Source organism: Dechloromonas sp. TW-R-39-2 (genome assembly GCF_016864195.1).
Lineage (GTDB): Bacteria > Pseudomonadota > Gammaproteobacteria > Burkholderiales > Rhodocyclaceae > Azonexus.
Genome location: NZ_CP045202.1, coordinates 3,431,969 through 3,445,456, shown reverse-complemented (window position 1 = coordinate 3,445,456; position 13,488 = coordinate 3,431,969). Strand labels below are relative to the sequence as shown.

The 13,488-nt window shown below is 60.1% G+C and carries 10 protein-coding genes; 8 read left to right on the top strand and 2 right to left on the bottom strand.

Features of this window, described 5'->3' with window-relative positions:
• Nucleotides 1–129: 129 nt before the first annotated feature.
• Nucleotides 130–1,545 (top strand): type I glutamate--ammonia ligase, encoded by a 1,416-nt coding sequence (gene glnA, locus GBK02_RS16750; protein ID WP_203467728.1) that lies wholly within the window; start codon nt 130–132, stop codon nt 1,543–1,545.
• 105 nt (nt 1,546–1,650) lie between these two features.
• Nucleotides 1,651–2,112: a DUF4124 domain-containing protein gene (locus GBK02_RS16745; protein WP_239003094.1), complete on the top strand. Its 462-nt coding sequence runs from the start codon at nt 1,651–1,653 to the stop codon at nt 2,110–2,112.
• Here the strand turns inward: GBK02_RS16745 and GBK02_RS16740 are convergent, their stop codons facing one another.
• Together GBK02_RS16740 and GBK02_RS16735 are read right to left on the bottom strand one after the other, a co-directional pair.
• The gene (locus GBK02_RS16740) at nt 2,113–5,259 is read right to left on the bottom strand and encodes an efflux RND transporter permease subunit (protein ID WP_203467727.1); all 3,147 of its coding nucleotides are present in this window, start codon (nt 5,257–5,259) and stop codon (nt 2,113–2,115) included. It abuts the gene before it with no gap.
• A gap of 3 nt (nt 5,260–5,262) precedes the next feature.
• Nucleotides 5,263–6,351: an efflux RND transporter periplasmic adaptor subunit gene (locus tag GBK02_RS16735; protein ID WP_203467726.1), complete on the bottom strand. Its 1,089-nt coding sequence runs from the start codon at nt 6,349–6,351 to the stop codon at nt 5,263–5,265.
• Between the two features lie 100 nt (nt 6,352–6,451).
• Here GBK02_RS16735 and glnL point away from each other — a divergent pair, with 100 nt between their 5' ends.
• Genes glnL through GBK02_RS16705 form a run of 6 tightly spaced genes read left to right on the top strand, consistent with a single transcriptional unit; the run spans nt 6,452 to nt 13,438 of the window.
• Nucleotides 6,452–7,513: a nitrogen regulation protein NR(II) gene (gene glnL, locus GBK02_RS16730; protein WP_239003093.1), complete on the top strand. Its 1,062-nt coding sequence runs from the start codon at nt 6,452–6,454 to the stop codon at nt 7,511–7,513.
• Between the two features lie 49 nt (nt 7,514–7,562).
• Complete coding sequence (ntrC, locus tag GBK02_RS16725; RefSeq protein ID WP_305852114.1) at nt 7,563–8,975, top strand: nitrogen regulation protein NR(I); 1,413 nt, start codon at nt 7,563–7,565, stop codon at nt 8,973–8,975.
• 10 nt (nt 8,976–8,985) lie between these two features.
• Entirely contained in the window at nt 8,986–9,777 is a 792-nt protein-coding gene (locus GBK02_RS16720; protein WP_203467723.1) for a biotin--[acetyl-CoA-carboxylase] ligase, read from the top strand.
• Entirely contained in the window at nt 9,774–10,502 is a 729-nt protein-coding gene (locus GBK02_RS16715) for a type III pantothenate kinase (protein WP_203467722.1), read from the top strand. The genes GBK02_RS16720 and GBK02_RS16715 overlap by 4 nt, the downstream gene beginning before the upstream one ends.
• A 7-nt stretch (nt 10,503–10,509) precedes the next feature.
• Nucleotides 10,510–11,769: an HD-GYP domain-containing protein gene (locus GBK02_RS16710; RefSeq protein WP_203467721.1), complete on the top strand. Its 1,260-nt coding sequence runs from the start codon at nt 10,510–10,512 to the stop codon at nt 11,767–11,769.
• On the top strand, nt 11,750–13,438 hold the full coding sequence (locus GBK02_RS16705; RefSeq protein ID WP_203467720.1) for a GGDEF domain-containing phosphodiesterase: 1,689 nt from the start codon (nt 11,750–11,752) through the stop codon (nt 13,436–13,438). The genes GBK02_RS16710 and GBK02_RS16705 overlap by 20 nt, the downstream gene beginning before the upstream one ends.
• Nucleotides 13,439–13,488 lie beyond the last annotated feature (50 nt).

The following is a 13,488-nucleotide window of genomic DNA, read 5'->3' as shown; positions in this document are numbered from 1 at the left end:
CTCGTTGTGGCAAAATGTAAAGCTGTTCCGTGAGTCTTTGGCATGCTTTCTGCTAAATCCTCTGCGTTCGACTTATTGTGATTTCTGCCGGATCGTCCGGCAACTTGTTTTCTTAGGAGACTGACGCTTATGGCAACCCCGCAAGACGTACTCAATCTGATCAAGGAAAATGACGCGAAGTTCGTCGATTTCCGTTTCACCGATACCCGTGGCAAAGAACAGCACGTCACCGTGCCGGTTTCCGCCTTCAGCGAAGACAAGTTCGAAAACGGCCACGCTTTCGACGGTTCCTCCATCGCTGGCTGGAAGGGCATTCAAGCCTCCGACATGCAACTGAACCCGGATCCGGCGACCGCCTACATCGATCCGTTCTTCGACGAAACCACCGTCGTCCTGACCTGTGACGTCGTTGATCCGGCCGATGGCCGTGGTTACGACCGTGACCCGCGCTCCATCGCCAAGCGCGCTGAAGCCTACCTGAAGTCCTCCGGCATTGGCGACACCGCCTACTTCGGTCCGGAACCCGAATTCTTCATCTTCGACGGCGTCGAATGGAATGTCGACATGTCCGGTTGCAACCTGAAGATCCATTCCGCTGAAGCGGCTTGGGGTTCGGGCGAAAAGAACGACGGCAATGGCGCCACCGGCCACCGTCCGACCGTCAAGGGCGGCTACTTCCCGGTTCCCCCGGTCGACAGCCTGCACGACATCCGTTCGGCCATGGTCCTGACCCTGGAAGCCCTCGGCTGCCCGGTTGAAGTTCACCACCACGAAGTCGCCACTGCCGGTCAGTGCGAAATCGGTACCGTGTTCAACACCCTGGTCAAGCGTGCCGACCAGACCCAGATCCTGAAGTACGTGGTGCACAATGTTGCCCACCAGTACGGCAAGACCGCCACCTTCATGCCGAAGCCCATCGTTGGCGACAACGGTTCCGGCATGCACGTTCACCAGTCGATCTGGAAAGACGGCAAGAACCTGTTCGCCGGCGACGGCTATGCCGGTCTGTCTGAACTGGCCCTGTTCTACATCGGCGGCATCATCAAGCACGCCAAGGCCCTGAACGCCATCACCAACCCGGGTACCAACTCCTACAAGCGTCTGGTTCCGCACTACGAAGCACCGGTCAAGCTGGCTTACTCCGCCAAGAACCGTTCGGCTTCCATCCGCATTCCGTACGTTGCCTCCACCAAGGCTCGTCGTATCGAGACCCGCTTCCCGGATCCGATCGCCAATCCGTACCTGTGCTTCGCCGCGCTGCTGATGGCCGGCCTGGATGGTATCCAGAACAAGATTCACCCGGGCGATCCGGCTGACAAGAACCTTTACGATCTGCCGCCGGAAGAAGACGCACTGATCCCGACCGTTTGTGCTTCCCTCGAAGAAGCGCTGGCTGCCCTGCAAGCCGACCACGAGTTCCTGACCCGTGGTGGTGTGTTCTCCAACGAGTGGATCGAGTCCTTCATCAACTTGAAGATGGACGAAGTCAATCGCGTTCGCATGACCACGCACCCGGTCGAGTTCGATCTGTACTACTCCTGCTAAGCGAGTTCAGTACCCAAGAAAGGGCGGGATTTCCCGCCCTTTTTTTGTCTACAGGATGGAGGTGTCGGACTTAAGTCCGCTACACTAAAGCTTCACTAGGAAATAATGACAATGACACGTTTTGCCTTTGCCCTTCTGGGGCTTGCCTGTGGTTTGCCTGCGCATGCCCAGTCGATTTATAAATGCCCGGATGCCAATGGCGGCAGCACCATTATTTCGACGTCACGTCTCGACAAGAATTGCAAGGCTGTCTCGCTCAGCCCGGAAACCGCCGTGCCAGCGCCGAAAGCGCCACGCGCCTCGGCCAGTCCGACACCTTCCGGCTTCCCCAAGGTGCAGGAAGATACCCAGAAAGCCCGCGATGGCGATCGCCGGCATATCCTTGAGCAGGAGTTGTCCGGCGAGCAGCGCAGCCTCGATCAGGCGCGCAAGGACCTGGCCGAGCAGGAAGCCGTGCGTCCGGGCGCGGCCGACAGCCGCGATCGCGTGGCGCCTTACAGGGATCGCGTGGCGCAGCATGAGCGCAACATCCAGGCGATCCAGAAGGAACTGGCCAACCTGCGCTGATCAGGGCGCGGGTGCCTTGACCTTGTACCAGGTGGCGTAAAGCGCCGGCAGGAACAGCAGGGTCAGGGCGGTGGCGATGATCAGGCCGCCCATGATGGCCACGGCCATCGGCCCGAAGAAGTCGTTGCGCGATAGTGGAATCATCGCCAGCACCGCCGCTGCCGCAGTCAGCACAATCGGCCGGAAGCGGCGCACCGTCGATTCGACAATGGCCTCCCAGCGGGGCTTGCCGGCCGCCAGATCCTGTTCGATCTGATCAACCAGGATCACCGAATTGCGCATGATCATGCCGAATAGCGCGATGGTGCCGAGCAGGGCCATGAACCCGAAGGGTTGGCGGAAGACGAGCAGGAAGAGCGCAATCCCGATGATGCCCAGCGGCGCGGTCAGCAGCACCATGACGACGCGCGAAACGCTTTGCAGCTGGATCATCAGGATGGTGATCACGGCGAGCAGGAAGAGCGGAATCCCGGCCATGACCGAACTTGAGCCCTTGGCCGACTCTTCGACCGATCCGCCGGTTGCGATGCGGTAGCCTTCGGGCAGGGCTGCCTGAATCCTGGCAATTTCCGGATTGATGCGGTCGACCACCGTGGCTGGCTGAATCTTGCCGTACAGGTTGCCGCGCACGGTGATTGTCGGCAGACGGTCGCGACGCCAGATCAGGCCAGGTTCGAAATCATGCTTGAGGCGGGCGATCTGGCTCAGCGGCACGCTCTTGCCGCTGCGTGTCGGGACCGAGAGATTGGGCAGCATCGACAGATGGGTGCGTTCTTCACGGTCGCCGCGCAGCACGACATCGATGCTCTTCAGGCCTTCGCGATAGCTGGTCACGGTGTAGCCATTGAGCGACATATTGAGCAGTGCGGCGAGATCCTGGCTGGAAACGCCGAGCAGCCGCGCCTTGTCCTGGTCGATCTCGATGTCGACTGCCTTCGAGAGTTCGCTCCAGTCGAAATTGACGTTCGAGATTTCCGGATCGCTGCGCATGATTTCGGCCACCTGGGCGGCTGTCTTGCGCAAAGTGTCGATATCGTCACCCGAAACGCGGAACTGGACCGGGTAACCGACCGGCGGACCATTCTCGATGCGGGCAATGTTGGCCCGTGCGGCAAATCCGTCATTTTCGAACAAATGGATCAGTCGACCGCGCAAGGCTTCGCGTGCCGCGACATCGCGCGTCACGATGACGAACTGGCTGACATTGCTCGCCGGCAATTGTTGGTCGAGGCCCAGGTAGTAGCGTGGCGAACCCGAGCCGACGTAAGTGATGTAGTGCTCGAAGTGATCGAACTCAGCCTTGTCCTTATCCAGCCACTGCTCCAGACGGCGCGTTTCGGCATCGGTCGCGGCGATTGACGCCCCTTCCGGCAGGCGTAGCTCGACGTTCAGCTCGAGGCGGGTCGAATTCGGGAAGAACTGTTTCTGGACTTTGCCCATGCCGACAATCGACAACGCAAAAAGCAGCACGGTAATGGCGATCACCAGTTTGCGGTGATGCACGCACCAGCCGACCAGTTGGCGGAAGCGGCGGTAAAACGGTGTGCCATACACATCGTGCTCGTCACCCTGCGGCGGGCCGGACAAGCCGATTTTCTCGGCCAGTCGGGCGAGGCGTGGCAAACGGCGTTCGATCATGCCCGGCACGTGGGGCGCACGCGGGTCGGGCAGCAGCTTGTAGCCGAGCCAGGGAATGGCGACGACGGCGGCGAGCCACGAAATCAGCAGGGCAACGGCGTTGATCTGGAAGAAGGCGAAGGCATATTCGCCGGTCGATGACTTGGCGAGCGCAATCGGAATGAACCCGGCCACCGTGACCAGCGTTCCGGACAGCATCGGGCCGGCCGTGCTGGTATAGGCAAATGACGCCGCCCGGGTGCGTTCCCAGCCCTGCTCCATCTTCACCCACATCATTTCGACGGCGATGATCGCATCATCGACCAGCAGGCCAAGCGCCAGGACCAGGGCGCCCAGCGACACCTTGTGCAGGCCGACGTTGAAGAACTGCATGGCGAGGAAAGTCGCAGCGAGAACCAGCGGAATCGAGATGGCGACGACCATGCCGACCCGCAGCCCAAGGCTGACGAACGTGACGAGCAGGACAACGATGACGGCTTCGGCCAGTGACTGGACGAAGGCCTGGACCGAACGCTTGACCGCATCCGGCTGGCTTGCTGCCGTACCGATTTCGAGGCCGAGCGGCAAGCCAGTCTGCAGGCTGGCAATGCGCTTTTCGAGATCCTTGCCCAGCACGATGATGTCGCCGCCCTTGGCCATTGCCACGCCGATGGCCAGGGCCTGTTTGCCGCCATAGCGGACTTGCGTGGCCGGCGGGTCGATCGTTCCGCGTCTGACCGTCGCGATGTCACCGAGCCGGAAGCTGCGGTTGCCGCTGCGAATCTGGGTGTCGGCGACCGCCTGTAGCGTATCGAAGGCACCACCGGGACGAATCTGGATACGCTCTTCCGCCGTTTCAAAAAAGCCGGCACCGGCCACGGCATTCTGCTGGTTCAAGGCCTGAACAATCGTTGTTTGATCGATGCCCAGCGTCGCCAACTTGGCGTTCGACAGTTCGATGAAGATTTTTTCGTCCTGAATGCCGAAAATCTCAACCTTGCCGACATTCGGCACGCTGAGCAATTCGTCGCGAATGCGCTCGGCGGCATCTTTCAGTTGCGGATAATCGAGGCCTTCCGCGGTCAACGCGTAAACATTGCCGAAAACGTCGCCGAACTCGTCGTTGAAAAACGGTCCCTGGATGCCGGCCGGCAAGGTATGGCGAATGTCGCCGATTTTCTTGCGCACCTGGTAATAGACATCGGGCACCTGGGCCGGCGGCGTGCTGTCCTTGGCAAAGAACATCACGGTCGACTCGCCGGCGCGGGAATAACTCGAAACACGGTCGATATACGGCGTTTCCTGGAGTTTCTTCTCGATTTTTTCAGTCAGCTGCTGCTCAACCTGGCGCGCTGTAGCACCCGGCCATTGCGTGCGGATGACCATCAGTTTGAAGGTAAAGGGCGGATCTTCCGACTGGCTCAGCTTGCCGTAGGCAAAAACACCCATCAGGGCGAGCGCAAAGAGAAAATAACCGACCAGTGTGCGGTGGTGCAGCGTCCAGTCGGACAGGTTGAATCGATGGCTCACGATTCAGCGCTGCCCGTTGGGCGGGGTGACCGCTTTGGGGGTCACGGGCAGGCCGGCGACCAGTTTGCTGGCCCCGGAAACAATCACCAGTTCGCCCGCCTGGAGGCCGCTCGAAATAACGGCGCCATCTTCGCGGAACTGGCTGACCTGAACCTGGCGTGGCTGAGCCTTGCCGTCGGCGGCGACCCAGACCGTTGCGCCTTGCCCGTTATCGACGACTGCACCGAGCGGCACTTGCAATGCGGCATTGCTCGCGCTGTCGAGGACCACCCGTGCCGTCATGCCGAGCTGCAGTTCGGGCGGCGGGTTCTTGATCCGAATGCGTGCCGCATAGGTTCGCGTTGCCGGGTCTGCGGCGGCGGACAGTTCGCGAAGTTCGCCGGGCAATTTGATTTTTGCATCGGCCCACAAGTTGACCGTGATATTCCGGGCCGCTTTCAGTTCGGCGATCCGACCTTCCGGAATGGCAATGGCAACTTCCTTTTCTTCGGGGCGGGCAATGCGGAAAACGGCCTGGCCTGCGCCGAGCACTTGCCCGGCATCGGCCAGCACCGCGGTGACGACCGCCGGATATTCGCTGCTCAGTGTGCCGTAAGTCGCCTGGTTGTTGCTGATCTGGCTTTGGGCGCGGGCTTGTTCGAGGCGGCCGCGCGCGGCATTGAGCGCATTGTCCTTGGCGTCGAATGCCGCCTGGCTGACAAATTTTTTGGCCAGCAGGCCGGCATAGCGCTCACGTTCGGCCTGGGCGGTTGAGAACTCGCTTTCTGCGGCAGCCAGTTGGGCCTTGGCGCTGACTGCGGCCAGTTGAAGGTCGGCCGGGTCGAGGCGAGCCAGCGGCTGGCCGGCCTTGATCTCAGCGCCGCTATCGACCAATCGGCTGGCCAGCTTGCCGGCTACCCGGAAGGCCAGGTCGACTTCGTGGCGTGCGCGGATTTCCCCGGTGTAGACGCCCGGTCCGGATTGTCCGGTCGCGGCGGCCTGAACCAGTACGGTACGGGCAGCCGGTGGCGGCGTGTCATGGTTGCTGCAGGCGGCCAGCGAAGCGGTCAGGCCGAGCAACAGCAGGGCGCGGTACGGGGCGGTCAGGGGCATGGTCAAAGAGGGCCAAGGATAGTCTTGGAATGATAATGAACGATGGGTCAGTAACGCAAGCAATCGTTTTCCTGTCGACCAAGCCGTTACAATGCAAGATATGGACGCTTCCTCTCAGACCTTTGCCGGCCTTGATCTGCTGGCCTCCGCCGTACTGCTGATCGATGACGGTCAGTTGCTGCGCTATCTCAATCCGGCTGCCGAGAATCTGCTGGCGGTCAGTAGTCGGTCGGTCGCTGGCAAGGCGCTGTCGAGCGTTTGCACCTGTTCGGCCATTCTGCGTTCGGCGCTCGACAACGGCCTAGCCAACAATTGGGGTTATACCGGCCAGAATATCGAGCTGACGCGCAGCGATGGCCAGGTGCTGCATTTGAACTGCACGGTGACGCCGTTGCGTCCGGAAATTGCCGCCGGCGTTCGTCTGTTGCTAGAGTTTCAGCCGATCGAACATCATCTCGCAGCGACGCGCGAAGAGCGGCTGATCGAACAGCAGCAGGCCAATCGCGAGTTGATCCGCAACCTGGCGCACGAAATCAAGAATCCGCTCGGTGGCATTCGGGGTGCGGCGCAGTTGCTTGAGCACGAGTTGGCCAATCCATCGCTCAAGGAATATACCCAGGTCATCATCAAGGAAGCGGACCGTTTGCAGGATTTGATGCAGCGCCTGCTGACGCCGCACCGGGCGATGCTGCCTGCCACGGTCAACATCCATGAGATTCTTGAACGCGTGCGCAGTCTGCTGACGGCCGAGTTTCCTGGTTCGCTGGTCATGCGTCGCGATTACGACACCAGCCTGCCCGAGCTGGTTGGCGATCGTGAGCAATTGATCCAGGCGGTGCTGAATATTGCCCGCAATGCGGCGCAGGCGATGGGCGGGACCGGTGAAATCACCATGCGGACACGTTCCTTGCGGCAGGTCACGCTGGCCAAAAAACGCTATCGCCTGGCGATGGAGATCAAGGTGATCGACAATGGTCCGGGCATCCCCGAAGAGATCCGCGAACGGATGTTCTACCCGTTGGTTTCCGGGCGGGATGGCGGCAATGGCCTGGGTCTGACCATCGCCCAGAATTTTGTCCAGCACCACCATGGGACGATCGATTGCACCAGCCGACCAGGCATGACGGTATTCATTCTGCGGCTGCCCGTCGAGCAGGCTTGAGTCTTGCTAAGGTCTGGTCCATTACAACGCAAAAATGAGCCAAGTACCCATGAAGCCAGTCTGGATTGTTGATGACGATCGCTCTATCCGCTGGGTCCTCGAAAAGACCCTGTCCCGTGAGGGCATCCCTTTCAAGAGTTACGCCTCGGCCAGCGAGGCGATTTCCAACCTTGAGCAGGGGGTCGAGCCGCCGCAGGTCCTGATGTCCGATATCCGTATGCCAGGCCAGTCCGGGCTGGAATTGTTGCAGGAGGTGAAGACACGCTTCCCATCGGTTCCGGTCATCATCATGACGGCATACTCGGATCTGGAAAGTGCCGTGGCTGCGTTTCAGGGAGGCGCTTTCGAGTACCTGCCCAAGCCTTTCGACGTCGATCAGGCCGTTGAATTGATTCGGCGGGCAATCGACGAGTCAATGCACCAAAGCGGTGCGGTCGAGGAAGAAGGGTTGATTCCGGAAATCCTGGGACAGGCGCCGGCCATGCAGGAGGTATTCCGGGCCATTGGCCGTCTGGCACTGTCGCATGCCACTGTGTTGATCAACGGTGAATCCGGCTCCGGTAAAGAGCTGGTTGCGCATGCCCTGCATCGCCACAGTCCCCGAGCCGACAAACCGTTCATTGCGATCAATACGGCTGCCATCCCGAAGGATTTGCTCGAATCCGAACTTTTTGGTCATGAGCGGGGCGCTTTTACCGGGGCGCAGGCACAACGGCGCGGGCGCTTCGAACAAGCCGAGGGCGGCACGCTGTTCCTTGATGAAATCGGCGACATGCCGTCGGAACTGCAGACGCGCTTGCTGCGCGTGCTGTCCGACGGTCACTACTACCGGGTTGGCGGTCATTCGCCGATCAAGGCGAATGTTCGCGTGATTGCCGCGACGCACCAGAACCTTGAAACGCGCGTCAAGGATGGCTTGTTTCGCGAGGATTTGTTCCATCGCCTGAACGTGATTCGTGTCCGCTTGCCTTCTCTGCGCGAGCGGCGCGAGGATATTCCCCTGCTCGCCCGACATTTCCTGCAAAAAAGCGCCCGCGAACTGGGCGTTGAGGCCAAGCGCCTGTCCGAGCCGGCCTTGAAATATCTGACCGGTCTCGATTTCCAGGGCAATGTCCGCCAGCTCGAAAACCTGTGCCATTGGCTGACGGTCATGGCGCCGGCCCAGCAGGTTGAAATTGGTGATTTGCCTGGCGAGCTGCGCGATTCGGTGCCGATGACCCTGGCCAGTGATTGGGAAAGCGCTCTGGAAGGTGAAACCGATCGTCTTCTGGCTCGCGGTGTCCAGGATGTTCACGGCGTGTTGTCGCAGATATTCGAGCGGATCGTGATTTCGCGTGCGCTGGCGCATACCGGCGGGCGCCGGATCGAAGCCGCGCTGGCGCTGGGTATCGGGCGCAATACGATTACCCGAAAAATTGCCGAACTCGGGATTGATGGCGGCAAGGAGTCGGCGGCAGAGTAAAATCGGCCGCATGGCACTGATCGATCCTGTACTGATTAAATCCCGCCTTGGCCCTCTGGCCGGGCGTTTTGACCTTGATGCGCTGGATGAGTGCGACTCGACCAGCAGTGAGTTGATGCGTCGCAGCGAACGCGGTGTTCCGGCGGGGACGGTGATTGTCGCCGACCGGCAAAGTGCCGGGCGTGGCCGGCGCGGGCGCAGCTGGCTGTCGGAAGCCGAGTCCGGTCTGACATTCTCGCTGCTCTGGCGCTTCTCCGGCCCGCTTTCCCGGTTGAGCGGTTTGTCGCTGGCGGTTGGCGTCGCCCTGACCCGTGCCCTGGAAAATCTCGGGGCGGTGGGGGTTTGTCTGAAATGGCCGAATGATGTCCTGCTGCATCATGGAGGCGAGTACGCCAAGCTGGCCGGTGTTCTGGTCGAGTTGAGTACCGACCGGCGCGGTACGCAGGCAATCATCGGCATTGGTCTCAACCTGCAAGCACCATCGGCTGACTTGTCGTTGCCGGCGGGCGGGTTGAGTCAGGCGCTCCATGCCCTGCCGGATCGTCATCAGGTGCTGGCTGAAATTCTCACCACTCTGGCCGAGGTGCTCGAGACTTTTGCGGTCGACGGCTTCGCAGCCATCAAAACGGATTGGCAACGGCGCCATGCCTGGCAGGGGCAAAGTGTCCGGATTATTGCCGAGCAAGGCGAGTCGCAAGCCGGGCTTTGTCTGGGCGTGGATGACGACGGTGCCCTGCTGCTTGAGACTCCCGGTGGCGTCGAGCGCATTTTCTCAGGCGATGTCAGCCTGCGTCGCGCATGATCCTGTGTCTCGATAGCGGTAATACACGCCTCAAGTGGGGTCTGCATGAAGGGCCGAACTGGTTGGCTCAGGGCGCTGTCGCGCATGTCGATGTCGCCGGACTGACGGCGCTGACAACGCAATGGCCAAGGCCTGAAATGATTCTTCTGGCCAACGTGGCCGGGGATCTGGCGGCAGAACGGATTCGGTCGGCGCTCGGCCCCTGGTCGGCATTGGTCCGGGAAGTTAAATCCAGCCGAAATGCTTGCGGCATTACAAATCTTTACCAAACTCCGGAACGCCTCGGCGTGGATCGTTGGTGCGCCCTGATTGGTGCCCGCCAATTGTCGGCCGGGGCTTGCGTAGTCGTCATGGCCGGGACGGCAACGACGATCGATACGCTGGATGCGGAAGGCCGTTTCCTGGGCGGTTTGATTCTGCCGGGGATCGATCTGATGCGCCGCTCGCTGGCGCGCGATACCGCAGCTTTGCCGTTGGCCGACGGGACGTATGCCAGCTACCCGCAATGTACCGAGGACGCCATTGTTTCAGGGGCCATCGAAGCCCAGCTGGGTGCGATCGAGCGGGCCTGCCGGCGCTTGCCGGCCGGGCAGGGAAACTGCCTTCTTTCCGGCGGAAACGCTGGTCTGCTGGCGAATGGCCTTGTCATCCCCTTTATCCAGGCGGACAATCTCCCGCTTGAAGGTTTGAAAACCATAGCCCTGGGGATGAGGGTGCCAACATGACTGCAGAATGGAAATAATTTCGGTTGCCGAGCTGAAAATCGGCATGTTTTTCGCTGAGCCCGATTGCGCCTGGACGGAGTTCCCTTTTGCGCTGCAGGGCTTCGTCCTGACCACACCGCAGCAAATTGAGCTGATTCGCGAAAAGTGCCGCTTCGTCTATGTCGACCGCAGCCGTTCGCTGGGCGAGCACTATGCCGCGCCAAAAATTGCGTTTGATCGTGCGCTGCGTCCCCCGCTGTTTACCCGGAAACCGTCGGACGAAGAAATTCCTCCCCGGCGTCGCCGCTTTCTCGATTTTCTTCATCACCAGGAAACCGAGCATGAAGGGGCCGATCTCGGACGCGAACTGATTCACATCGAGCCGAAATTCAACGATCTACAGGCTGCTCTGCGAACTTCTTTCCAGAATGTTTTGAGTGAAAAACGAATCGACCTGAGCAATATTCGCGAGGGGGTTCGTGACATGGCAGGCAGCCTCAAGCGCAATCCGGACGCATTGATGTGGTTGCTGCGCCTGAAGCGCGTTGATCGCTACAGTTTCGATCATGCGATGGATGTCTCGGTTTACCTGCTGCTGCTTGGTACGCACATCGGGTGGCAAGGCAACAAACTGCTGCAACTGGGTTTGGCCGGCATGTTGCAGGATGTCGGCAAGATTAATTTGCCCCCTGAGTTGCTGAGCAAAACCGATCCGCTTTCCGAAGGTGAAAAGATACTGGTGCGCTCGCATGTGGCGAGCTCACTGGAAATTCTCGGCACCCAGAGCGAGATTCCGCAGGAGGTCATCCTGACCATTGCCCGACATCACGAACGTTGGGATGGCAGCGGTTATCCGCGCGGCCTGATGCTTGACCAGATCGGCATCGAGGCCGAGATGGCCGGGTTGGTCGACTCATTCTGTGCCATGCTGCGCAACAAACCGTATCGCAATGCCTTGGGGCATCAAGAAGCCCTCGAAGAGCTGTATGCCTTGCGCGACCACAAATTCAATCCGAATTTGATGGAGCAGTTTGTCCAGTGCGTCGGTTTGTATCCGATTGGCACGCTGGTCGAGTTGAGCAGCGGTGAAGTGGGCGTCGTGATCCAGCAGAATCGTGTTCATCGCTCGCGCCCCCGTGTCCTGCTGATGCTCGACAAGCACAAGAACAAGGTGGTCGGTTACCAGGTGATTGACCTGCGTGAGCCGGCACACAAGGCTTTGCGTGTCGTACGGGCTTTGCCGCACGATGCTTACGGAATTGCCGAAGATGACTACTACCTCGGCTAAAAGCACCGGGTATCTCGATCTTTTCGCCTTTGGTCTCGATACCGATGCCTTGCGCTCCATTTCGGTCCTCGATGACATCTGGCGTGATGCGGTGCATCAGGCCCTGCCTGAACGGGACGATGACCCGGTTCTCAAGGAATTCATCGAAGTGTCTTCCGGTCTGGTTCTTTTCCTGGCGGACCCGGATTGGCAGAAATACTGGCTTGCTTCCTGGCACAAGCAGGCAAGCCGGGGATTCCGCCTGACCGAATTGATGACTTTTTTCTACCGGGCTGTCGAGATTTGCGAGCACCGAATCCTGGGTGCGGATCGTCTTGTCGCCCGGCTCAATGTTGACCTGTTTTCACTCCTCCGGCGCAGTGTGCTGGCAGCAGTCAGCGCCACCGTCGAACTGGATGAAGAGGCTCGATTGGCTGAAAGCGGCATTCCCGGGGAACTGGCTGCGCTGCAATACCTGCATCAAGCATTGAAACAGGGCCAGCCGGTGTCGCTGCTGTCGGTTTCGCTGATTAACAGGAATGCCTTCGCCCATCTGTCGGCCGGTGAGTTGCAGACTTTGCCGGCTTTGTTTGCCGAGCGTCTGGCGCATCGCCTGCGTCCTCAGGATCTGGTTTTTTCCGGGCGTGAAGGGGAGTGGCTGCTGGTTTTTCCCGGGGTTTCATCGATGGTCCAGCCGAGCCTGGCCGGGGCTCACATCCAGCAAAGCTTTGCCGAACCAATCCGTTTGATCAGTGGCCGGAGCGTCACGCTGGATGTCGCGATGGGCGCTGCCATGGGGCCTGAACACGGGGCGGATGCCGATACCCTGGTTCAGGCGGCGCGCCTGGCTCGCTGGGATCTGGCGCGAACCCGGCAGGGATTCGGCTGGTATCACCGGGACTTGCATTGTGACTGGCAGCAGCATGATGCACTGGCGGCCGAACTGAAACTGGCGCTGCATCAGGAAAGCCTCCAGTTTTACCTGCAGCCCCAGGTAGATATCAATAGCGGCGTTTGCTTCGGTGCAGAAATGCTGTTGCGCTGGCAGCGAGCAAACGGCGAGTGGGTTGCCCCGCCGCTTATTCTTGAATTGCTCGAAGAAAACGGCTGGCGGCAGATGTTTACCGACAGTCTGATTCGCCATGCCTTGCGCAGTTCGGCCGAGTTGGCGGCGGCAGGTGTTCCTGTCCGTTTGTCGCTCAATCTGACCGCCGCAGATATGGTCGATACCGATCTGCCCGACATGATCGCCCAACGTCTTGAAACCTGGCAGATTCCCGGCGACCGTTTTATGATCGAGTTGACCGAGTCGGCCATGATGGCAGACCAGATTCGTTGCCTGAGCGTCATGGAGCGTCTTTCCGATCTGGGAATTGGCCTGGCGCTGGATGATTTCGGGACGGGCTATTCATCGCTGAGTTATCTGGTTAACCTGCCCTTCAGGGAAATCAAGATCGACCGCTCGTTCATTACGGCCATGGCGCGATCGCCGGACAGCCTGCGTGTTGTCCGGACCATCATCGACTTGACGCATGATCTCGACATGGTGCCGCTGGCCGAAGGTGTGGAAGACCCGGCGCAACTCGAGCAGTTGCGCAGTCTCGGCTGCGATCAGGTGCAGGGCTACCTGTATGCCAGGCCGATGCCGCTGGCTGAATTCATTCAGTGGATGCAGGCTCGTCCGGCTTGAATTAATCGGGCATGACGGTGACAATCATTCGTCCTTGCCCAGCCTCCGGG